We start from the raw sequence: 21453 nt of genomic DNA on the forward strand, positions 1-21453 counted from the left end.
GACCTCCCCGGTGACGCCCGCGACGTCCGCCCCCGCCTCCGCGCCGGACCGGACCCGCTCCGCGTCCCGGTCCCCGGACGCGTCGGCCTCCGGGGCCGCCGCGGACGCCGGCGCCGCCGACGTGCTGCCGGAGCAGGGGCCGCCCGCGATGGTCGTCCCGCTGGCCCGGGTGCTCGGGAGCGACAGCGGGCTGGACATCGCCTACCGCGTGCCGAGGACCGTGAACTACACCCCCGGCGACTTCCCGCAGCCGCTGCGCCAGATCCTCGAGGTGGGGGACTACCGCTTCGTCTCCGTCGTCTCCGGCCAGGGCTGCGGGACGTACACCCCGGCCCGGGCGCCCGTGGCCGCGAACTCGTGGTCCTGGGCCGAGGAGGACAGCAACCGGTCGGACCAGCTCACCGTGACGCTCACCGTGACGGGCTGGGCGCCGGGGACGGCGTCCGGTCACTTCGCCGAGGTCGTCGACGACACGGGCGTCTGCCGCTGGATGGAGCCGCCCGCACCCGTCTCGGCCCGCCGGCTGGTCGGTGACGAGCGGTGGCTGGCGACCTTCGGGGACGCGAGCAGCGGGGTCGTCCGGTCCGCGGTCCGGGTCGGGGACGTCATCGTGGGCGTCGAGGTCCACGACCCGGCGGGCACCGACTCCGCGCTGACGCTCGCCACGGGGCTCACGAACGTCGCGGGCGGGCGCGCGCGGTCGAGCGGCCTCGTGCGGACCGCGGCCCAGGTCAGCTGACCGGCCCGGCCGGGTCCGTGCCCTCGGCGGCGACGTCGGCGAGCACCTGCCGCGCGACGGCGAACGCCGTGTTCGACGCCGGGACGCCCGCGTAGACCGCGGTGTGCAGGAGCACCTCCTTGATCTCGTCCGGGGTGACGCCGTTGGTCAGCGCGCCGCGGACGTGCAGGGGGAGCTCCTCGGGGCGGTACAGCCCGGCGAGCAGGGCGAGCGTGACGAGGCTGCGCTCCCGGCGGGACAGGCCCGGCCGGCCCCACACCGCGCCCCAGGCGTACCGGGTGATGTGGTCGACGAAGTCCTCGGTGAACGGGTCCGCGTTCGCGTGCGAGCGGTCCACGTGGGCGTCGCCGAGGACGGCCCGGCGGACGGCGTCCCCGCGGGCGAACAGGGCGCCGTCCGGGTCGGTGGCGGGGTCGCGGCGGTCGGGGCTGGGCATCGGGTCTCCTCGGGGCGTGGCGACCGGGCGGGCCGCGCGACGGGTGGCTCGGGGTGACTCTAGGAGCCGCGCCGCCGTGGGGTTTGCCGGGCGTTGACCCGGCCTTACGCGGGCCATACCCGTCTCACAGCGGACGCCCAGACTCCGGCCGCACTGTTCCATCCATGACGACACGACCTCCTCGGATCAGCGGGACCCCCTCCGGCGACCACTCCCGGCCCACCCCGGGCCAGGGGTGGGCCATCGCCTCCGAGCAGCCCGCGCAGCCCCAGCAGCCCGCGCAGCCCCGGCAGCAGCCGCAGCCCCGGGCCCAGCACGCCTACCCGGCGCAGTCGTACGACGCCGCGCACCGCCCCGCCGTCGAGCACCGGGTCCGCGAGCGGGACGGCGCCCGCCGCCGCGTCGGCGGCGTGACCGCGGCGCTCGCGGTCGCCGCCCTCGTCGGGACCGGCGCCGCCGTCGTCGCCACCGCCGCGAGCGGTGCGACGACCGCCTCGACCGCCTCGACGTCGTCCGACACCTCGTCGAGCAACTCCTCGAGCACGTCGGCCGACACGAGCGGCACCTCCTCGGGCGTGTCCTCGTCGGACCAGAGCGGCGTCGCGTCGACGAGCGGGTCGTGATGACGGCGACCCGGACCGCCGCGGCACCCGCCGTGGCCACCGAGGTCGCCGCCGCGCAGTGGCGGGCCATCGGCTGCGACGTCCGCGTCGTCGTCACCGACCCCGAGGCGCTCGACGCGGCGTCCCGGACCGTCACCGAGCACGTCGAGGCGCTCGACCTCGCCGCGAGCCGGTTCCGTCCCGACTCCGACCTCGAGCGGGTCAACGCCGGTGCCGGCCGCCCGGTCGCCGTCGGCCCCCTCCTGCTCGACGCGCTCGAGGTGGCCCTCGACGCCGCCCGCCGCACCGGGGGCGACGTCGACCCCACCCTCGGCGGTGCGCTCGTGGACCTCGGCTACGACCGCACCTTCGCCGCGGTCCCGCGCACCGGGCCCACCGTGAGGGTCACGGTCCACCGGTCCGCCGCCTGGACCCAGGTCGTCGTCGACCGGGCCGCCGGCACGGTGACGGTCCCCGACGGGGTGCTCCTCGACCTCGGCGCCACCGCCAAGGCGTTCGGCGCGGACCGCGCGGCGGCCGCCGTCCACGCGGCGCTCGGCGTCGGCGTCCTCGTGAGCCTCGGCGGCGACATCGCCGTCGCCGGCGACGTGCCGGTCCTCCCCGAGCCGGACGGGCGGCTCGTCGCGGGCTGGCCGGTGCGGACCCAGGACCGCCCCGGCCCGGTCGACGAGACCCCCGACGGACCGTCCTGCGTCGTGCTCCTCGGCGGCGGCGGGCTCGCGACGTCCTCGGTCACCGCCCGGCGCTGGGCCCGCGGCGGGCAGGAGATCCACCACGTCATCGACCCGCGGACGTCGATGCCCGCCGTGACGCCCTGGCGCACCGTGAGCGTCGCGGCCGCGTCGTGCGTCGACGCGAACGTCGCGACGACGGCCGCGATCGTCCGCGGCGAGGGCGCCGTCGAGTGGCTCGCGTCACTCGGCGTGGCCGCCCGGCTGGTGTCGCTCGACGGGCGTGTGCACGTGCTCGGCGGCTGGCCCGCCGAATGACCTGGTCAGAGCCCTGCCGGGGTCGTCGCGGGTGACGTCGCGGTGACGACCGCGCGCCTCACGGTCGCACCCTGGTAGGCTGAGAGTGACGGTGAGAGCCGTCGGGAAGCGCGGGCATCGTGGTCCGCGCGAGTCGCAGTGTGAATCCTCTTTCCGCACAGCGCCTTCGGGCGTGGTGGTGCATGTCCGCGCAGAACCAGCAGCGCGGGCGCCAGTCAGGGGTTTGACGTAGCGGCCCCTGCCACGCACCACCAGCGACGGAGTTGTCTTTACATGACCCAGCCCTCCCAGGGCCGGACGCGCACGCCTGCGCGTCCCCGTACCAACCAGTCCTCCTCGAACGGCTCGTACGGCAAGAGCTCGTACAGCTCGGGCTCCTACAGCTCGGGCTCCGGGTCGTACGGCTCGTCGTACGGCTCCGGCTCCGGCGGCTCCTCCTACGGCTCCCCGCGTCGCAGCGGCGGGCCGGGTCGCGGCCGCCGCCCGAACGGCGGCACCACGCCCCGTCAGGTCCGCGAGCCCGCCAAGACCGCGCTCGACATCGCGCTCGACGAGGCGCTCGCCGCCCCGGCCCCCGAGCCGCGCACCTTCGCCCAGCTCGGCCTGCCGGCCGTGCTCGTCACGGCGCTCTCGCGCCGCGGCATGGCCGAGCCCTTCGCCATCCAGGCCCGCGCCCTCCCGGACGCGATCGCCGGTCGTGACGTCCTGGGCCGCGCCCAGACCGGCTCGGGCAAGACCCTCGCGTTCGGCCTGCCGATGCTCGCCCGCCTCGCGGACCCGGCCATCGTCGACGCGCCGACCGGCAAGGGCGTCGACTCGGCCCGGCACACCGGCCGTCGCACCCCGCACCGCCCGCGCGGCCTCGTGCTCGTCCCGACCCGCGAGCTCGCGCTCCAGGTCGCGGACGCGCTGTCCCCGCTGGCGAACCCGCTCGGCCTGCGCGTGACGACCGTCTTCGGCGGCTCGTCGTACAAGCGCCAGATCGACGCGCTCACCCGCGGCGTCGACATCGTCATCGCCACCCCGGGCCGGCTCGTCGACCTCATCGACCGCCGGGTGTGCAACCTCGCGGACGTCGAGATCACCGTCCTCGACGAGGCCGACTACATGGCCGACCTGGGCTTCCTCCCGGTCGTCACGAACCTGCTCGGGATGACCCGTGAGGGCGGCCAGCGGCTGCTCTTCTCGGCGACGCTCGACCGCGGCGTCGGCACGCTCGTCGAGAAGTTCCTCACGAACTTCGCCGTCCACGCGGTCGCGCCGGTCTCGTCGCCGGTCGAGGCCATGGACCACAAGGTCTTCACGGTGGGCCGCAACGACAAGCTCGCCGTCGCCGCCGAGGTGGCCGGCCGTCCGGGCCGCACGCTGTTCTTCGTGCGGACCAAGCACGGCGCCGACCGGCTCGCGACCCAGCTGACCCGCTCCGGGGTCGAGGCCGCCGCGATCCACGGCAACCTCGGCCAGGGCGCCCGCCAGCGCGCGCTCGCCGCGTTCAGCGACGGCTCCACCCGGGTGCTCGTCGCCACGGACGTCGCGGCGCGCGGCATCCACGTCGACGACGTCGACCTGGTCGTCCACTTCGACCCGCCGAACGACCACAAGGACTACCTGCACCGCTCGGGCCGCACGGCCCGCGCCGGCGCGAGCGGCACGGTCGTCGCCCTCGTGCTGCCGGAGGAGTCCCGCGCGGTCGAGCAGATCCACCGCGCGGCCAAGGTCGAGCCCGTCGTCACCAGCGTCGCCCCGGGGCACCCCGCGGTCGTCGAGGTCGCGACGTCCGGCGAGCCGGTCGTCGTCAAGCCGCGTGCGGCCGAGCGGGAGCGCCCGGCCGGTCGTCGTCCCGGCAGCGGCCCGCGCCGCACCGGTGGCTACCAGGGCTCGTCCGACCGGTCCGCCGGCGGTTACCGGGGCGGCCCGCGCCGCACGGCGTGACCTCCCCGGAGCACCTGAGCACCACCTGAGCATCACCCGTACCACCTGAGCACCGACGGACGCCGGTTCTCGTCGACGCCCGCCGCACACGCGGCGGGCGTCGACGAGGACCGGCGTTCTCGCGTGGCAGAGTGTGCGGCATGAGCGATGTTCAGGAGACCCGCGAGCCGGTCTACGACAACCGCGCCCAGCTGCAGCAGGTCCAGGAGGGCCTGCTCGACGGTGAGGTCGTCTACGCCGTCTACGACGCGATCGGGGCCGGCACGGGCTTCATCGGCATCACCGACCGCCGGGTGATCCTGCAGGACAAGAGCTTCGTCGGGAAGAAGGTGGCGATCACCTCGATCCCGTACGCGCGGATCATCTCGGTGAGCGTCGTCTCCGACCGCACGTGGACCGGCGGCTTCTTCTCGACGAGCACGATCGCCGTCGCGACGTCGGAGGGTGCCCACGAGGTGGCCTTCCGTGGCAACGAGAAGGCGCACCACGCGCACAACCTCATCCTCTGGCACATGGTGCGCTGAGCAGATCACGCAGCGTCAGCACAAAAGGGTTGTCAGGACACATCTCACACGCTTCTGCCGCGCGTGGCTGGGTAGTGTCGACCAGGGGTAGTCACCCTCGGTCGCCAGAACCACCCGTCGGGGAGTGAAACCGAGTGCCGGACCAGCACGAGTTCGTCGTCGTCGCCAACCGGCTCCCTGTGGACCGTCGCGAGGAGCCGGACGGGTCGACGTCCTGGCGCCCCTCGCCGGGCGGGCTCGTCGCGGCCCTCGAGCCGGTCATGAAGGCCCGGGACGGGGCGTGGGTCGGCTGGACCGGCAGCCCCGACGACACCCTCGCGCCGTTCGACGCCGACGGGATGCACCTCGTCCCGGTGCCGCTGTCCGCCGACGAGGTCGAGCTCTACTACGAGGGCATGAGCAACGCGACGCTGTGGCCGCTCTACCACGACGTCATCGTCGCCCCGGCCTTCCACCGCACCTGGTGGGACGCCTACGTCACGGTGAACCGGCGGTTCGCCCAGGCGGTCCTGCCGCAGGCCGCGGAGGGCGCGACGGTCTGGGTGCAGGACTACCAGCTCCAGCTCGTCCCCAAGATGCTCCGGGAGACGCGGCCCGACCTGCGGATCGGGTTCTTCGACCACATCCCGTTCCCGCCGTACGAGATCTTCGCCCAGCTCCCGTGGCGCCGGCAGGTGCTCGAGGGCCTGCTCGGGGCCGACCTGCTCGGCTTCCAGCGGCCGGCCGACGCGAACAACCTGCTGCGGGCGGCCCGCCGGCTGGGCATGACGACCCGCGGGGACGCCGTCCTCGTCGACGGCCGCCGGGCCCGCCGCGGCGCCCGGCTCGAGGCCGCCCGGCCGGTCGTGTGCAAGCCCTTCCCGATCTCGGTGGACAGCACCGCCCTGGAGGAGCTCGCCCGCCGGCCCGAGGTCCTCGAGCGGGCCAAGGAGATCCGGGCCGAGCTGGGTGAGCCGGACACGCTCGTCCTCGGCGTCGACCGCCTCGACTACACCAAGGGAATCCAGCACCGGCTCCAGGCCTTCGGCGAGCTGCTCGAGGACGAGCGGCTCACCGTGCCCGGGGCGGTGCTCGTGCAGGTCGCGACGCCGAGCCGGGAGCGGGTCGACGAGTACCAGCGGATCCGCGAGGACGTCGAGGCGACCGTCGGGCGGATCAACGGCAAGCACGGCCAGATCGGCCACCCGGCGGTGCACTACCTGCACCAGACCGTCGACCGGGCCGAGCTGGCGGCGCTCTACCTGGCCGCCGACGTCATGCTCGTCACCCCGCTGCGCGACGGGATGAACCTCGTCGCGAAGGAGTACGTCGCGAGCCGCTGGGACGACGCGGGCACGCTCGTGCTCTCCGAGTTCGCCGGTGCCGCGAACGAGCTCACGAGCGCGTTCGTCGTCAACCCGCACGACATCGACGGGCTCAAGGACGCCGTGATGAGCGCCGTCCGGTGCCCGCCGGTCGAGGCCCGCAAGCGGATGCGGGCGATGCGCAGGACCGTCCTGCGGGACGACGTCGCGCACTGGGCGCGGACCTTCCTGGAGTCGCTGCACGACGTCCGGGCCCGGCAGGAGGCCATGACGCCGCCGCCGGACGCCGCCGACCTCGACGCCGCGCTCGAGACGCTGGCGCAGCGCCCGGAGCTGCTCGTGGCGCTCGACTTCGACGGGGTGCTCGCCCCGATCGTCCGCGACCCCGAGGCCGCCCGGCCGCTGCCGGCGGCGGCGCAGGCGCTGCACGACCTCGCCGCGCTGCCCGGGGTGCACCTCGCGCTCGTCTCCGGCCGGACCCTCGACGACCTGCGCCGGCTGGCCGGCCCGCCGCCGTCCGCCGCTCTCATCGGCAGCCACGGCGCGCAGGTCGCCGACGAGCACGGTGCCGACGTCGGGGCCGCGACGACGCTCGACGACGCCACCCGCGACCTGCTGGCCCGGGCGTCGGCGGCGCTGCACGCGATCAGCGCCCGCTACCCGGGCACGTTCGTCGAGGACAAGCCCGCGGGCACGGTCTTCCACACCCGGCAGATCGAGCGCCGTGAGGACGCCGAGGCCGCGGCGAAGGAGGCCGCGCAGGGGCCGGGGTCGTGGGGCGGCGTCCGGACGACCCTCGGCAAGGAGGTCGTCGACCTGTCCGTCGTCGACGTCGACAAGGGCGTGGCGCTCGGCCGCCTGCGGGTCGCGCTGGGCCTGCGCCCGGGCCACGGCGGGGTGCTCTACGTCGGGGACGACGTGACGGACGAGCACGCGTTCGCCGTCCTCGACGACGCGGCCGGGGACGTCACGGTCAAGGTCGGCGAGGGCGTCACGGGCGCGCGGCACCGGGTCGCCGACCCTGAGCGGGTCGCCGACCTCCTGGTCCGTCTTCTCGAGCTCGTGGGGAAGGACCGCGGCACGTCGGCCGCACGATGAACGACGGTGGGGGACTACAGGTGCGCGGCGGTCAGCCGACGACCTCGCCGACGATGACCTCGCCGGTGCCGCCGGTGTCCTCGGCGAGGGCCGGCACGCCGAGGTCGCGGACGACCTCGAGGTAGATCGGCTCCTCGTCCAGGCGCCAGGTGGGGACGGCCCCGGTGAGCGCGTCCGTGAGCTCGCCGCCGTCGATCCCGACCGGCGGCGTCATGATCGCGCGGAGCAGGACGCTCGCGTCGATCGGCGGCACCGCGACGGGCACGAACGTGCTCGCGGGTGCGTCGGTGGGGTCGACCGGCACCGGCTTGAGTGCTGCCGTGCCGTCGACCTGCGGGGTGTCAGCGGTGGAGCGGGTGCCCTTGGCGGCCGCGGCGGGACGCTTCGCAGGCCGCTTCGTGGGACCCGTGGGTCTCCCGGGGCGCGGTTGGCCCCCCGTTGTGCGTGCGGTCATGGTGCCCTCCGTCATGTCGACGCAGGAACGGCGGCTAAGCCGGTTCCACCTCCAGGTTTGCCTGTTTCGCTGGGATACGCCACCCCGTGTGTCTCGGGCAACACGACCTTGAACACGGTATGTCCCGGTTCGCTGGTCACCTCGACCCGGCCGCCGTGGGCCTCGACGACCCCCGCGACGATGGCCAGACCCAGCCCCGTGCCGCCGGCCGAGCGGCCGCGGGAGCTGTCCCCGCGGGCGAACCGGTCGAAGACGGCGGGCAGCAGGGCGGCCGGGATCCCGGGGCCGTCGTCGACCACCTCGACGGTCGCCGTCCCGCCCCCGGACCGCACCCTGACCTGCACCGTCGTCCCCGCGGGGGTGTGCACGCGGGCGTTCGCGAGGAGGTTGGCGAGTACCTGGTGGAGCCGGGCGTCGTCCCCGAGGACGTGCACCGGGCCGGCCGGCAGGTCGACCTCCCACTCGTGGTCCGGGCCGGCGGCCTGGGCGTCGCTCGTCGCGTCGAGGACGACCCGGACGACGTCGACCGCCTCGGAGCGCAAGGCGGGCTTCTCGTCGAGCCGGGCGAGCAGGAGCAGCTCCTCGACGAGGCCGGTCATGCGGGTCGCCTCGGACTCGACGCGGCGGACGGCGTGCGCGACGTCCGGGGGCAGGTCGGACGACGTCCGCCGGGTCAGCTCGGCGTAGCCGCGGATCGAGGCGAGCGGTGTGCGCAGCTCGTGGCTCGCGTCGGAGACGAAGCGGCGCATCCGGGCCTCGCTCGCCTGCCGGACCGCGAGCGCGCGGGAGACGTGGTCGAGCATGCGGGCGAGTGCCGCGTCGACCGCGCCGACCTCGGTGCGCGGGTCGGCCTTCCGGTCGATGCCGAGGTCGGCCGGGTCGAGGGTGACGTCGCCGCGGTCGAGCGGGAGCTCGGCGACCCGGCCGGCGGCCGCGGCGGTCCGGGCGAGCGGGCGCAGCGCCGCCCGGACGATGACGGTGCCGCCGATCGCCGCGGCGAGCAGGCCGGAGGCGGTGACGATCGTCACGACGACGGCGAGCTGGGCCACGCTCGCGTGGACGTCGGCCAGCGGCAGCGCGGTGACGACGGTGTCGCCGTCCGCGGTCCGGACGGCGAGCGCGAGGTAGTCCCCGAGGTCACCGAGGCGGACCCGGTGCGAACGGCCGTCGACCGCGACGGCCGCGAGCGCGGACGCCGCCCGGTCCGGCAGCCGGACGACCCGCCCGTCGCTGGCCAGCACGGCCTGGGACGTCACGGTGCCGTTCTCGACCCGGACGCCGGCGGTGCCGGCCGACTGGCCGCGGACGGTGAGGAAGTCCGGGCCGCGGTCGTCGTCCCGGCTGCCGTCGCCGTCCGGCTGGCTCTGCGGGCGGCCCGGCAGACCGGCCCCGGCCGAGCGGGTCGAGGCCGCGCGGACCTGCTCCTCGACCTGGCGGGTGAGGTAGGCGTCGAGCGCGAAGACGCTCACGGTCCCGATGACGGCCGCGACGACCGTGAGCAGGGCGACGACGACGATGACGAGCCGGGTCCGCAGCGTCCAGCGCGAGGGGTGGGCACGGGGGCGGAGGGACGCTGCGGGCACGGCTCACGCGTCCGCGGGCTCGGCGGGGCGCAGCACGTAGCCGGCGCCGCGCAGCGTGTGGATCATCGGCGCGCGGCCGGCGTCGATCTTCTTGCGCAGGTAGGAGATGTAGAGCTCGACGACGTTGCCCTGGCCGCCGAAGTCGTAGTTCCAGACCCGGTCGAGGATCTGCGCCTTCGACAGCACCCGGCGCGGGTTGCGCATGAGGTAGCGCAGCAGCTCGAACTCGGTCGCGGTGAGCTGGATGCTCTCGCCGGCGCGGGTCACCTCGTGGCTGTCCTCGTCGAGCGCGAGGTCACCGACGACGAGCACGTTGTCGTCCGGGACGGCCGCGAGCGTCGTGCGGCGCAGCAGGCCGCGCAGGCGCGCCACGACCTCCTCGAGGCTGAACGGCTTGGTGACGTAGTCGTCGCCGCCCTCGCTGATCCCGGCGACCCGGTCCTCGACGGCGTCCCGCGCGGTGAGGAAGAGGACGGGCAGCTCGGCGTCGTCGGCGCGCAGCCGGCGCAGCACCTCGAACCCGTCGAAGTCGGGGAGCATGACGTCGAGGACGACGGCGTCGGGGCGGAACTCGCGGGCGGTCCGGACGGCGGCGTTGCCGGCCGCCGCGGTCCGCACGTCGCAGCCCTCGTACTTGAGCGCCATGGAGAGCAGCTCGGTGAGGGAGGGCTCGTCGTCGACGACGAGGATGCGCACGGGCGTCCCGTCCACGCGGCGCATCGGACGGCGGCCGGGGCGGGTGGCGGTGGAGGTACGGGGCTCGGTCATGGGACGAGCCTGACCTGCTCAGCAGCGGGGAGGCTGGGCACAACCTGGGAGCTTCCTGTGGACCCCCGCGTGCGTGGGCCCGGTAGCCTGCCACCATCCCCGAGCCCGTCCGACGGCGTACGGCAGACCTGGTGGATCCGCACGCCGCACGCCACGACGGGAGCCGCCCGATGACGATCCGCGTCGCACTCGAGCACCGCACGACGTACCGGTTCGACCGGCCGGTGACGGTCCACCCGCACGTGGTCCGGCTGCGCCCGGCGCCGCACTGCCGGACGCCGATCACCGCGTACAGCCTGCGGGTGAGCCCGGCCGAGCACTTCCTCAACTGGCAGCAGGACGCGTTCGGCAACCACCTCGCACGGCTCGTCTTCCCCGAGCGCACCCGCGAGCTCGAGGTCGTCGTCGACCTCGTCGCGGACATGACGGTCATCAACCCGTTCGACTTCTTCGTCGAGGACTACGCCGAGCGCTACCCGTTCGACTACCCGGCGGGGGTCAAGGCCGACCTCGAGCCGTACCTGCGCCGGGTCGCCGAGCCCGGCTCCGACGGCGCGCCGGACGGCGCCGGCCCCGGCCCGCTCGTCCGGGCCTGGCTCGCGGACGCCGCCCCGGTGCCCGCGGAGGGCCGGCGGATCGTCGACTTCCTCGTCGACGTCAACCAGCGGCTCCAGCGCGACGTCGCGTACACCGTCCGGATGGAGCCCGGCGTCCAGACGCCGGACCAGACCCTCGGCCGGGCGCTCGGTTCGTGCCGGGACAGCGCCTGGCTGCTCGTGAGCGTCCTGCGCGAGCTCGGGCTGGCCGCGCGGTTCGTCTCCGGCTACCTCGTCCAGCTCGCCCCGGACCTCGTGCCGCACCCGGACGACCCGCTCGGCGGCCCGGGCGGGCCGACGTCCGACTTCACCGACCTGCACGCGTGGACCGAGGTCTACGTCCCCGGGGCCGGCTGGGTCGGGCTGGACCCGACGTCCGGGCTGCTCGCCGGCGAGGGGCACATCCCGCTCTCCGCGACCCCGCACCCGGCGACGTCGGCGCCGATCACCGGCGCGGTCGACCCGTGCGAGGTCTCCTTCGACTTCTCGAACACGGTGCGGCGGGTGCACGAGGACGTCCGGGTGACCCGGCCGTACACCGCCGCCCAGTGGGAGCGGATCGACGCCCTCGGCGGCCACGTCGACGGCCTGCTCGAGGCCGGCGACGTCCGGCTGACGATGGGCGGCGAGCCGACGTTCGTCGCGATCGACGACATGGAGTCGCCGCAGTGGAACACCGACGCCGACGGCCCGCAGAAGCGGGCCCGCGCGGCGGAGCTCGCGCAGCGGCTGCGCAGCCGCTGGGCCGCGGGCGGCGTCACCCACCACGGCCAGGGCAAGTGGTACCCGGGGGAGCCGCTGCCGCGGTGGGCCGTCCAGCTCACGTGGCGCCCCGACGGCGAGCCGCTGTGGCGCGACCCGGACCTGCTCGACGACCCGTGGGGGCCGCCGGTCCCGGCCGTCGCGGACGCGGCGTCGTCCGCCGGGGTGGTCCGCGACCTCGCGGTCGCCGTGGCCGCCCGGCTCGGCGTGCCGCGCGAGCACGTGGCCCCGGCGTACGAGGACCTGCTCGCGGTGCTCCTCGACGAGGCCCGGCGCCCGGCCGGGCCGCCGCCCGAGGTCGACGCCGACCCGGACGACGAGGCGCTGCGCGCCCCGGACCGGCGGGCCGAGGTCGTCGGCACCTTCGACGTCGACCCGGGCGTCCCCGCGGGCTGGGTCGTGCCGCTCTTCCGCACCGAGGACGGCGAGGCCTGGGGGACGGCGCGCTGGCGGCCCCGCCGGCGGCACCTGTTCCTGCTGCCCGGCACGAGCCCGCTGGGCCTGCGGCTGCCGCTCGACAGCATCGCCTGGGCGCCGCCGCCGGTGACCCCGGAGGCGGACCCGCTCGCGCCGCGCGGTGCGCTGCCGACGGCGTACCCGCCGGGGGCGCACCCGGCCGACAGCGGTGCGGGCGGCGACGTCCCGTCCGCCGAGGTCGTCGACATCGAGAAGGCGCCGCGGACGGCGCTCACCGTGCAGGAGCGCGACGGCCACGTCTTCGTGTTCCTGCCGCCGCTGGAGTCCCTGGACGACGGCCTCGACCTGCTCTCCCGGGTCGAGGACGCCGCCCGCGAGGTCGGCGTGCCCGTCGTCCTCGAGGGCTACCCGCTGCCCGGCGACGCCCGGGTGCAGACCCTGTCCGTCACCCCGGACCCCGGGGTCATCGAGGTCAACGTCCAGCCGACCCGGTCCTGGCGCGAGCTCGTCGACCTCACGACGACGCTCTACGACGACGCCCGCGCCGTCCGCCTCGGCACCGAGAAGTTCGACCTCGACGGTGCCCACACCGGGACCGGCGGCGGCAACCACCTGACCCTCGGCGGCCCGACGCCGGCCGACTCGCCGCTGCTGCGCCGGCCCGACCTGCTCCGCAGCCTCGTGACGTTCTGGCAGCACCACCCGGCGCTGTCGTACGTGTTCTCCGGGCGGTTCATCGGCCCGACGAGCCAGGCGCCGCGGGTCGACGAGGGCCGGCACGAGACGCTCTACGAGCTGGAGATCGCCTTCGGCGAGCTGAGCCGGACGCTCGCCGAGACGGACGACGACGGCGCCCCGGTCGAGCCGCGGCCGTGGCTCGTCGACCGGCTCCTGCGGCACCTGCTCACCGACATCACCGGCAACACGCACCGCGCCGAGTTCTGCATCGACAAGCTCTACAGCCCGGACTCGGCCCGCGGCCGGCTCGGGCTGCTCGAGCTGCGCGGCTTCGAGATGCCGCCGCACGCGCAGATGGCGCTCGTCCAGGCGCTGCTCGTGCGCTCGCTCGTCGCCCGGTTCTGGGAGACGCCGTACACCGGGCCGCTCGTGCGCTGGGCGCACCGGCTGCACGACCGGTTCCTGCTGCCGGCCTTCGCGGCCGCCGACCTCGCCGAGGTCACCGAGGACCTGCGGGCCCACGGGATCGCGTTCGAGGACTCCTGGCTGGAGCCGTTCCTCGAGTTCCGCTTCCCGCGGCTGGGCGAGGTGGACGTCGCGGGCGTGCACCTCGAGCTGCGGTACGCCGTCGAGCCGTGGCACGTGCTCGGCGAGGAGGCGACCGGCACCGGGACCGCGCGGTACGTCGACTCCTCGGTCGAGAAGGTCCAGGTCGCGGTGACCGGGCTCGTCGAGGGCCGGCACGCCGTGACGTGCAACGGCGTCCCGGTGCCGCTCACCCCGACCGCGACGCCCGGCACGAGCGTCGGCGGCATCCGGTACCGGGCGTGGGCGCCGCCGTCTGCGCTGCACCCGACGATCGGCGTCCACTCCCCGCTCGTCGTCGACCTCGTGGACCTCTGGAACGGCCGCTCGCTCGGCGGCTTCACGTACCACGTCGTCCACCCCGGCGGCCGGTCCTACGACACCTACCCGGTCAACGCCGCGGCCGCCGAGGCGCGCCGCGCGGCCCGCTTCACGGCGACCGGCCACACCCCCGGGCCGGTCGACGTCGCGGCCTGGCCGTCGTCCCGCGACCTGCTCGGACCCGCCGGAGGGGAGTACCCGTGCACGCTCGACCTGCGTCGGGCGGGCACCATGAAGCCATGACGGCACAGACCAGCGGGCCGGCGCCGTCCTCCCCGGAGGCCGGCGGCGCCGTCGCGGGCTACGTCGGGCACCGCGCCCGGGCGGCCCTCTTCGAGGTCCCCGGGACGGCGCCCGCGGCCGGCCCCGGCGGCGTCTCGCTCGACGAGCTCGTCGGGCCGGACGGCGCGGTCCGGGCCGCGAGCCGCGACCTCGCCGCGAGCGTCGACCTGCTCGGCACCGCCGGTCTGCTGACCCGGCGCGCCCAGGTGCGCCGGCTCGTCGAGGACGACGGCGTCACGTACGGCACCCCGGACGAGGCCCGCGACGGGCTGCGCGACACCGCCCGGCCGGTCCGGCGCTGGCAGCTCGACCCGCTGCCCGTCGTCCTCGACGCCGACGAGTGGGCGGCGCTCGCGCCCGGCGTCCGGCAGCGCGCCGAGCTGCTCGACGCCGTCCTCACCGACCTCTACGGGCCGCGGGTCCTGCTCCGCGAGGGCGTCGTCCCGGCGCAGGTCGTGCTGGCCCACCCGGGGTTCCTCCGGGTCGCCGACCAGGTGCGCGCGACGGTGTCCCGCAGCCTGTTCCTCACCGCGACCGACCTCGGGCGCGGCCCGGACGGCGTGTGGCGGGTGCTCGCGGACCGCACCCAGGCGCCGTCCGGCGCGGGCTACGCGATGGAGAACCGCCGCGTCGTCTCCCGGGTGCTGCCGGGCCTGTACCGGGACACCCCGCTCGAGCGGCTGCGAGCGTTCTTCCACACGGTGCGCGCCGCGCTCCAGGAGGCCGCACCGGCCGGGGTCGAGGCGCCGCGCGTCGTCCTGCTCACGCCCGGCGCCGCGAGCGAGACGGCCTTCGACCAGGCGTTCCTCGCGACCCTGCTCGGCTACCCGCTCGTCGAGGGCCAGGACCTCACGGTCCGCGACGGCCGGGTCTGGATGCGCTCGGTCGGCAGGCTCGAGCCCGTCGACGTCGTCCTGCGCCGGGTCGACGCCTCGTGGTGCGACCCGCTCGAGCTGCGGCCGGACTCCCGCCTCGGGGTGCCCGGGCTGCTCGAGGCGGCCCGCAGCGGGGCCGTCTCCGTCGTCAACCCGCTCGGCGCCGGCGTGCTCGAGAACCCGGGCCTCGCCCCGTTCCTCGCCGCCGCGTGCCGGGTGCTCCTCGGCGGCGACCCGCTGCTGGAGTCGGTGCCGACGCTCTGGCTCGGGGACGACGCGGCCCGCCGCCACGTCCTGGCGGACCTCGACCGGTACGTGCTCAAGCCGATCGGCCGCGGCGTCGGCCGCGCGAGCGTCTTCGGCTGGGAGCTGTCCGAGGCGGCCCGGGACGACCAGCGCCGCCGGGTCGAGGCCGACCCCGGTGCGTGGTGCGCCCAGGAGCCGCTCGACATGAGCACCGCCCCGGTCGTCACGAGCCGCGGGCTCGAGGCCCGCCACCTCGTGCTGCGGACCTTCGCCGTCGCGCAGGGCGGGGAGTACCGGCTCATGGCCGGCGGGCTCGCCCGGGTCGCGGGCCGGGTCGGCAGCCGGTTCGTGTCGAGCTCGGACGGCGCGCTCGCCAAGGACGTCTGGGTGCTGAGCCCGGACGCGACCGGCAGCGGCGCCGGGGCGATCGCCGGCGTCGCCGACAGCCTGACCCTCGCGGCGCCGTCCCCGCTGACGCCCGCACTCGCGCCGCGCGTCGCCGAGGACCTCTTCTGGCTCGGCCGCTACGCCGAGCGCGCCGAGGACACCGCGCGGCTGCTGCGCGTCGTCGACGACCTCGCCGAGGACCACGGCCGCCGCCCCGAGACCGTCGGCGGGCGCGCGCTCGCGGTGCTGCTCACCGCGACGACGCACGTGACGACGACGTACCCCGGCTTCGTCGCGCTCGACGAGGGCGCGGACCTCGAGCCGCCGCACGGCGAGCTGCTGCGGCTCGTCGTCGACGCCGCCCGGCCGGGCACCCTCGGGTTCGCCGTCCGGCGCACCGCGGAGGTCGCGCACGGCGTCCGCGAGCAGCTCTCGCTCGACACCTGGGTCGTCCTCGGGAGCATCGAGCGGGTCGTCGCGGAGCTGTCCGAGCACGCCGCGGCCGCCGCCCCGGGCGACGAGCCGCCGCTGCAGCCGACGCTGGCCCGGGTGCTCGAGGGCCTGCTCGCCTTCGCCGGCCTCGGCGCCGAGAGCATGGTCCGCGACACCGGCTGGTACTTCATGGACCTCGGCCGCCGGCTCGAACGCGGCCTCCAGCTCGTCAGCGTGCTCCGGGCGGCCCTGGCCCGCAGCCGCGGGGCGGCGGTCGACGCGCTCGTCCTGGAGTCGGTGCTCGTCGCGGGCGAGTCCGTCATCACGTTCCGCCGTCGGCACGCGGCCGGTGGTGCCGCCTACGGCCTGGCCCCGGGCGGTGCACCCGGTGGCACCGGCGGCGGCTCGTCGGCCCACGTGGCCGGCGTCCTCGACCTGCTCCTGCTCGACCGGACGAACCCGCGGTCGCTGGTCTACCAGCTCGAACGGGCCGAGGCGGACCTGCGGCACCTGCCCGACCCGCCGCGCAACGCCGTCCTCGACACGGGCCTGCGGGCCGTCGCGGCCCGGCTGCGGGAGGCCGACCCGGCGGCGCTCGCCGCGACCGGGCCGGACGGGGCGCGCACGGCGCTCACCGACCTGCTCGACGCGCTCCTGCGGGAGGTCGCCGCGCTCTCGCGGGCCGTCGAGCAGGCCCACTTCGTGCACGCGGCGCCGCTGCGGCCGCTGCCCGTCGCGACCCCGGGGTGGCAGGCATGAGGACCACCGACCTGGCGCGGACGACGGCGCGCACCTACGAGGTGCGGCACCGGACCCGGTACACGTACAGCGACGACGTCTCGTCGTCCTACGGCCGGGCCTACCTCGTGCCGCGCAGCGCCCCCGGCCAGACCTGCCTCGCGAGCCGGCTCGACGTCGAGCCCGCGGCGGCCGCGACGAGCGAGAGCGTCGACTTCTACGGCAACCGGTCGGTGTACTTCGAGGTGCACACCCGGCACCGGGTGCTCGACGTGCTCGCGGTGAGCACCGTCGAGGTCGCCCGGAGCGTGCCGGACCTCGGGTCGCTCGACGACCGGTCCTGGGAGCAGGGCGTGCGGGAGGTCGCGGCGTCGACCCTGCAGGCGGGTGGGTCCGGCGGATCCGGGGCGGGCGGCGCGGGCGGCGCGGTCGACGTCGAGGCCCGGGACATGCTCCTGGAGTCCCCGCAGGTCGGTCGGGGCGGGGACGCCGCGGCCTACGCGGCCGGGGTCTTCGTGCCGGGGCGGCCGCTCGGGGAGGCGCTCGGCGCGCTCGTGAGCACGATCCACCGCGACTTCACGTACCGGTCCGGGTCGACGAGCGTCTCGACGACCCTCGACGAGGTGCTCCGCAAGCGCGAGGGCGTCTGCCAGGACTTCGCCCACCTGGCCGTCGCCTGCCTGCGCGGCATCGGGCTGCCGGCCCGGTACGTCAGCGGCTACCTCGAGACCGAGCCGCCGCCCGGGAAGGCCAAGCTGCAGGGTGCGGACGCCTCGCACGCGTGGGTGTCCGTGCTCGTGCCCGACCTGGGCTGGGTCGACCTCGACCCGACGAACGACCAGGCCGCGGACAGCCGGTACGTCGTCACGGCGTGGGGCCGGGACTACACCGACGTCCCGCCGCTCAAGGGCGTCATCTTCACCGAGGCGACGAAGAGCACGCTGAAGGTCGAGGTCGACGTCGTGCGGGTGGACGGGTGACGGGCCGGTGACCGACCAGCCGGTGACGGACGACGTGTGGGACGGCTACTACACGACCGTCTCGTCGCGGGAGCCGCGGGACACGCTCGTGAGCGCGCTCGCGGCGTTCGACGCGGACGACGCGCAGAACCCTTCCGGCGCAACGGGTCGGCACGCGGTGGATCTCGCGTGCGGCGACGGCACCGACACCCTCGCGCTGCTCGCGCGCGGCTGGTCGGTGACGGCCGTCGACGCCTCGCCGGCGTTCCCGGCGCACCTGCTGCCGCGGGTCCCGGCGCCCGCGCTAGACCGGCTGGAGATCCGGGTCGAGGACTTCCGGACGGCGGACCTGCCCGACTGCGACCTCGTGCACGCCGGCTTCGCGCTCTTCTTCTGCCCGCCGGAGGACTTCGACGCGCTGTGGCAGCGGGTCCGCGGGGCGCTGCGTCCCGGCGGCCGGGTCGCGTGCCACCTCCTCGGCCCCAAGGACTCGTGGGCCGTCGAGGGCCTCGGGGACGGCACCCGCACGACGTGGCAGGACCGGCCCGCGGTCGACGCGCTCCTCGACGGCCTCGTCGTCGAGCGGCTCGAGGAGACCGACGAGGACGGCTGGTCGTACGCGGGGGAGAAGCACTGGCACCTGTGGCGGGTGCTCGCGCGCCGTCCGGGCTGACCGACGTCCGGGCCGACCGTCGTCCCGGGCCGACCGCCGTCCGGCCCTCGACGGAGCGTGACCGCCCGCTGGGCCGGTGAGGCGACCTCGATCAAGCGGCCCGCGGCCGGCGCCGATCCTCGTGGGGACGGCGGAGCCGGACGAGGGGACCACGGATGGGTGCGCGAGCGGGTCGCGCGGCGGCGCTGCTGTGCGCCGCCGCCGTCGTGGTGCCGGCCGTCGGCGGCGCACCCGGGGCCGCGGCCGCCGTCCCGCCCGCTGCGCCTGCTGCGGCCACCGCCGCCGAGTGGACCGTCACGACGGTCGACCCCGCGGGCCGCCCGAGCATCAGCCGGCTCACCGGGACGACGCCCGCCGAGGCCGCCGGCGTCGTCCGGACCCTGCGCTACGCGGGCTACCGGACGACCGTGGAACGCAGCGTGACCGTGCACCCGACCGGGCTGTCGAACGACACCTGGCGGCCCGCGCAGTGGCACCTCACGAAGTACAAGGCGGAGTCGGTCTGGGCGAAGCACCCCGGCAAGGGGGTCGAGGTCGCGGTCATCGACTCCGGGATCGACAAGACCGTGCCGGACTTCGCGGGGATCTTCCTGCCGGGCAAGGACTACTTCAACGCGAACGGCGACGGCGGCATCGACCTCATGGGGCACGGCACCGCGGTCGCGGGGTTCCTCGGGGCGAAGGCGAACAACGGGTCCGCCGGGGCGGGGCTGGCGCAGGGCGTGAGGATCCGGTCGTTCCGGGTGTTCAACCGGGGCACCGGGATCGACTCGGACGTGGCCGCGGCGTTGGTCGACGCGACGGACGCGGGCGCGGACGTCATCAACATGTCGCTCGGGAGCCCCGGGCTGTCGACCGCGATGCGGACGGCGCTCGACTACGCGATCGCGCGGGACGTCGTCCTCGTCGCCGCGGCGGGTAACGACGGCCAGCGGGGCAGCCCGACGGCCTACCCGGGGGCCTACCCGGGCGTCATCACCGTTGCCGCGACCGGGATCGACGACACCGTGGCCCCGTTCTCCAACCGTTCCCCGCGGATGGACGTCGCGGCGCCGGGCTGGGACGTCACGTCCGTGGCCCCGCGCAACGGACGCACCGACGGGTCGGGCACGAGCTACGCCAGCCCGATCGTCGCCGCGGCCGCCGCTCTGCTGCGCGCCCAGCACCCGACGTGGAAGGCCGAGCAGGTCGCGAAGCAGATCACCTCCACCGCGTTCGACATCGGCACCAAGGGGTTCGACGTCTCGTCGGGCTACGGGCTGCTCGACGTCCAGCGTGCCCTCGGCGACGGCTGCGGCCTGCCCTGCGCGCAGCCCGAGCCGGCCGGGCTCGTGGTCGCGGTGAAGGTGCCGGCGTACGTGCGCCGCGGCGGCCTCGTCACCGGCTTCGTCAGCGTGACGTACGACAAGCGCCCCGTCGGTGCGACCCCGGTCCGGCTGTGCGTGACGGACACCCGGCGGGTCTGCACCGCCGTCCGGACGAACGCCGCGGGCCGGGTGCCGCTGAGCCGCTTCATGAAGAGCCCGACGCTGCGGGTCGAGGCGACCGCGGACGTGGCCGGCCAGTACGACGGCGACGTCGTGGAGGTGCTCGACGGGCTCCAGGTGCGGGTGCGGGTCGTCTCCGGACGTGTCCTCGTCGGCGCGCCACAGGCCTCCGGGCAGACGGCGAGGCTCTGGCGCTGGGACGGCTCGGCCTGGGTCGACCACGGCAGCAAGCCGCTCTCCGGCGACCACGACACGGTGTGGACCGGACTCGTCCGGCCGGCCTCGTACCGGCTCGACATCGCCGCCGGGGGCGGCGCGCCGGCCCGGATCGTCAACCCGGTGTGGGTGCCCTGACACGGCGTCGTCCGGGGCCTGCCCGGGGCTGCTGGGACTGCGCGGGCCCTCCCGGCGGGTAGCGTCGACGATCGTGCGTGCCTTCTCCTGCGGTGTCTGCGGCAACCTTCTCGTCGCCGAGAACTCGGTGTGCGTGTCGTGCGGCGCGGCCCAGGGTTTCTCGCCGTCGGTCATGCGGTTCCTGCCGGTGGACGTGGCGTCGGGGGCGGCGTCGGGCGGAGCCTCTGGGACGGCGTCCGGCGGCGCCGTCCAGTGCGCCAACCTCGCCGCGGCGGGCTGCAACTGGCTCGTCGACGACGGCCGCACCGGGCGGCTGTGCGTGTCGTGCCGGCTCACCCGGACCAGGCCCAACGACGAGGACGCCGCAGCCGTCGCCGTCTGGGCGTCGACCGAGTCGGCCAAGCGCCGGCTCGTCTACCAGCTCCTCGACCTCGGCCTGCCCGTCGTGCCGCTGTCGGACGACGCCCGCGGGCTCGCGTTCGACCTGCTGTCGAGCGCGCGGTCGCCGGTCGTCACGGGGCACGCGAACGGCGTCGTCACCATCGACCTTGCCGAGGGCCACGACGCGCACCGCGAGGCGATGCGGGTGCAGATGGGGGAGCCGTACCGCACGATGCTCGGCCATCTGCGGCACGAGGTGGGGCACTACTACTGGCAGGTGCTCGTCCGTGGCAATGGTCTCGTCCGTGGCGACGGTCTCGTCGGCGGCGACGGTCTCGTCGGCGGCCAGGGGTCGTCGTCCGAAAGCCCTGCCCTGCAACGGTTCCGGCACGTGTTCGGGGACGAGCGTGCCGACTACCGGCAGGCCCTGCGGCGGCACTACGCCACCGGCCCGCCCCGCGGCTGGGCCGCCGGCCATGTCTCCGCCTACGCCACGGCGCATCCCTGGGAGGACTGGGCCGAGACCTTCGCGCACTACCTGCACATCCGCGACACCCTCCAGTCGGCCGCGGCCTACGGCATGGTCGTCACCGGCCCCGACGAACCCGGTCCCGGGGTGGACCTCGTCGCGCTGCCGCTCGAGGACGCCGCCGCCGGCGACACGATCGGCTCGATCGTCGGGACGTGGCTGCCGTTGACCTATGCGTTGAACGCGGTGAACCGGAGCATGGGTAAGGGGGACCTGTACCCGTTCGTGCTGACGCCGCCGGTGATCTCGAAGCTCGGGGTCGTGCATGATCTTGTCGTGGGGCTTCGGGGCTAGTTCCTTT

16 protein-coding genes are annotated in these 21453 nt (G+C 75.6%); 12 read left to right on the plus strand and 4 right to left on the minus strand.

Annotated features, from left to right (window positions below):
- The coding region (locus ECOMGDLI_RS34720; RefSeq protein ID WP_198954962.1) for a hypothetical protein at nt 1-739 on the plus strand (739 nt) is incomplete at its 5' end.
- Here ECOMGDLI_RS34720 and pcaC read toward each other — a convergent pair.
- Nucleotides 732-1175 (minus strand): 4-carboxymuconolactone decarboxylase, encoded by a 444-nt coding sequence (gene pcaC, locus ECOMGDLI_RS17910; protein WP_088318215.1) that lies wholly within the window; start codon nt 1173-1175, stop codon nt 732-734. The two genes, ECOMGDLI_RS34720 and pcaC, sit on opposite strands and share 8 nt — an antisense overlap.
- A gap of 164 nt (nt 1176-1339) precedes the next feature.
- Between pcaC and ECOMGDLI_RS17915 the strand changes: the two genes are divergently transcribed.
- From ECOMGDLI_RS17915 to ECOMGDLI_RS17935, 5 genes are all read left to right on the plus strand, one after another.
- Nucleotides 1340-1798 carry a hypothetical protein gene (locus ECOMGDLI_RS17915; protein ID WP_088318216.1) on the plus strand — a complete coding sequence of 153 codons (459 nt, stop codon included), beginning with the start codon at nt 1340-1342 and terminating at the stop codon, nt 1796-1798.
- Nucleotides 1798-2787 (plus strand): FAD:protein FMN transferase, encoded by a 990-nt coding sequence (locus ECOMGDLI_RS17920; protein WP_088318228.1) that lies wholly within the window; start codon nt 1798-1800, stop codon nt 2785-2787. Before ECOMGDLI_RS17915 ends, ECOMGDLI_RS17920 begins: the two co-directional genes overlap by 1 nt.
- A 273-nt stretch (nt 2788-3060) precedes the next feature.
- Nucleotides 3061-4719 (plus strand): DEAD/DEAH box helicase, encoded by a 1659-nt coding sequence (locus ECOMGDLI_RS17925; RefSeq protein ID WP_088318217.1) that lies wholly within the window; start codon nt 3061-3063, stop codon nt 4717-4719.
- Between the two features lie 140 nt (nt 4720-4859).
- Nucleotides 4860-5243, plus strand: a complete 384-nt coding sequence (locus ECOMGDLI_RS17930; protein ID WP_088318218.1) for a PH domain-containing protein — start codon at nt 4860-4862, stop codon at nt 5241-5243.
- A 134-nt stretch (nt 5244-5377) separates the two neighbouring features.
- Nucleotides 5378-7645 carry a bifunctional alpha,alpha-trehalose-phosphate synthase (UDP-forming)/trehalose-phosphatase gene (locus ECOMGDLI_RS17935; protein ID WP_088318219.1) on the plus strand — a complete coding sequence of 756 codons (2268 nt, stop codon included), beginning with the start codon at nt 5378-5380 and terminating at the stop codon, nt 7643-7645.
- Nucleotides 7646-7676: 31 nt separating this feature from the next.
- Here the strand turns inward: ECOMGDLI_RS17935 and ECOMGDLI_RS33885 are convergent, their stop codons facing one another.
- Genes ECOMGDLI_RS33885 through ECOMGDLI_RS17950 form a run of 3 tightly spaced genes read right to left on the minus strand, consistent with a single transcriptional unit; the run spans nt 7677 to nt 10450 of the window.
- The gene (locus tag ECOMGDLI_RS33885) at nt 7677-8099 is read right to left on the minus strand and encodes a hypothetical protein (RefSeq protein WP_143447772.1); all 423 of its coding nucleotides are present in this window, start codon (nt 8097-8099) and stop codon (nt 7677-7679) included.
- A gap of 11 nt (nt 8100-8110) precedes the next feature.
- Nucleotides 8111-9682, minus strand: a complete 1572-nt coding sequence (locus ECOMGDLI_RS17945; RefSeq protein ID WP_088318221.1) for a cell wall metabolism sensor histidine kinase WalK — start codon at nt 9680-9682, stop codon at nt 8111-8113.
- 3 nt (nt 9683-9685) lie between these two features.
- The gene (locus tag ECOMGDLI_RS17950) at nt 9686-10450 is read right to left on the minus strand and encodes a response regulator transcription factor (protein ID WP_088318222.1); all 765 of its coding nucleotides are present in this window, start codon (nt 10448-10450) and stop codon (nt 9686-9688) included.
- A 170-nt stretch (nt 10451-10620) separates the two neighbouring features.
- Between ECOMGDLI_RS17950 and ECOMGDLI_RS17955 the strand changes: the two genes are divergently transcribed.
- The 6 genes from ECOMGDLI_RS17955 (at nt 10621) to ECOMGDLI_RS17980 (ending at nt 21446) form a co-directional block, all read left to right on the plus strand.
- A complete protein-coding gene (locus ECOMGDLI_RS17955) occupies nt 10621-14052 on the plus strand; it encodes a DUF2126 domain-containing protein (protein ID WP_088318223.1) in 3432 nt (1143 codons plus the stop codon).
- On the plus strand, nt 14049-16790 hold the full coding sequence (locus tag ECOMGDLI_RS17960) for a circularly permuted type 2 ATP-grasp protein (protein ID WP_088318224.1): 2742 nt from the start codon (nt 14049-14051) through the stop codon (nt 16788-16790). The genes ECOMGDLI_RS17955 and ECOMGDLI_RS17960 overlap by 4 nt, the downstream gene beginning before the upstream one ends.
- Nucleotides 16787-17749 (plus strand): transglutaminase family protein, encoded by a 963-nt coding sequence (locus tag ECOMGDLI_RS17965; protein WP_088318229.1) that lies wholly within the window; start codon nt 16787-16789, stop codon nt 17747-17749. The genes ECOMGDLI_RS17960 and ECOMGDLI_RS17965 overlap by 4 nt, the downstream gene beginning before the upstream one ends.
- Nucleotides 17750-17756: 7 nt before the next feature.
- Nucleotides 17757-18401: a trans-aconitate 2-methyltransferase gene (locus ECOMGDLI_RS17970; RefSeq protein ID WP_088318225.1), complete on the plus strand. Its 645-nt coding sequence runs from the start codon at nt 17757-17759 to the stop codon at nt 18399-18401.
- A 155-nt stretch (nt 18402-18556) separates the two neighbouring features.
- Nucleotides 18557-20242 (plus strand): S8 family serine peptidase, encoded by a 1686-nt coding sequence (locus tag ECOMGDLI_RS17975; protein WP_088318226.1) that lies wholly within the window; start codon nt 18557-18559, stop codon nt 20240-20242.
- Nucleotides 20243-20315: 73 nt separating this feature from the next.
- Nucleotides 20316-21446 (plus strand): putative zinc-binding metallopeptidase, encoded by a 1131-nt coding sequence (locus ECOMGDLI_RS17980; protein WP_088318227.1) that lies wholly within the window; start codon nt 20316-20318, stop codon nt 21444-21446.
- Nucleotides 21447-21453 lie beyond the last annotated feature (7 nt).

Origin of the sequence: Kineosporia sp. R_H_3 (genome assembly GCF_002198675.1) — a bacterium.
Classification (GTDB): Bacteria; Actinomycetota; Actinomycetes; order Actinomycetales; family Kineosporiaceae; genus R-H-3.

Coding starts and splice junctions, on each gene's coding strand:
- pcaC (WP_088318215.1), bottom strand. CDS start 1,175: ATGCCCAGCCCCGACCGCCGCGACCCCGCCACCGACCCGGACGGCGCC.
- ECOMGDLI_RS17915 (WP_088318216.1), top strand. CDS start 1,340: ATGACGACACGACCTCCTCGGATCAGCGGGACCCCCTCCGGCGACCAC.
- ECOMGDLI_RS17920 (WP_088318228.1), top strand. CDS start 1,798: ATGACGGCGACCCGGACCGCCGCGGCACCCGCCGTGGCCACCGAGGTC.
- ECOMGDLI_RS17925 (WP_088318217.1), top strand. CDS start 3,061: ATGACCCAGCCCTCCCAGGGCCGGACGCGCACGCCTGCGCGTCCCCGT.
- ECOMGDLI_RS17930 (WP_088318218.1), top strand. CDS start 4,860: ATGAGCGATGTTCAGGAGACCCGCGAGCCGGTCTACGACAACCGCGCC.
- ECOMGDLI_RS33885 (WP_143447772.1), bottom strand. CDS start 8,099: ATGACCGCACGCACAACGGGGGGCCAACCGCGCCCCGGGAGACCCACG.
- ECOMGDLI_RS17950 (WP_088318222.1), bottom strand. CDS start 10,450: ATGACCGAGCCCCGTACCTCCACCGCCACCCGCCCCGGCCGCCGTCCG.
- ECOMGDLI_RS17955 (WP_088318223.1), top strand. CDS start 10,621: ATGACGATCCGCGTCGCACTCGAGCACCGCACGACGTACCGGTTCGAC.
- ECOMGDLI_RS17960 (WP_088318224.1), top strand. CDS start 14,049: ATGACGGCACAGACCAGCGGGCCGGCGCCGTCCTCCCCGGAGGCCGGC.
- ECOMGDLI_RS17965 (WP_088318229.1), top strand. CDS start 16,787: ATGAGGACCACCGACCTGGCGCGGACGACGGCGCGCACCTACGAGGTG.
- ECOMGDLI_RS17975 (WP_088318226.1), top strand. CDS start 18,557: ATGGGTGCGCGAGCGGGTCGCGCGGCGGCGCTGCTGTGCGCCGCCGCC.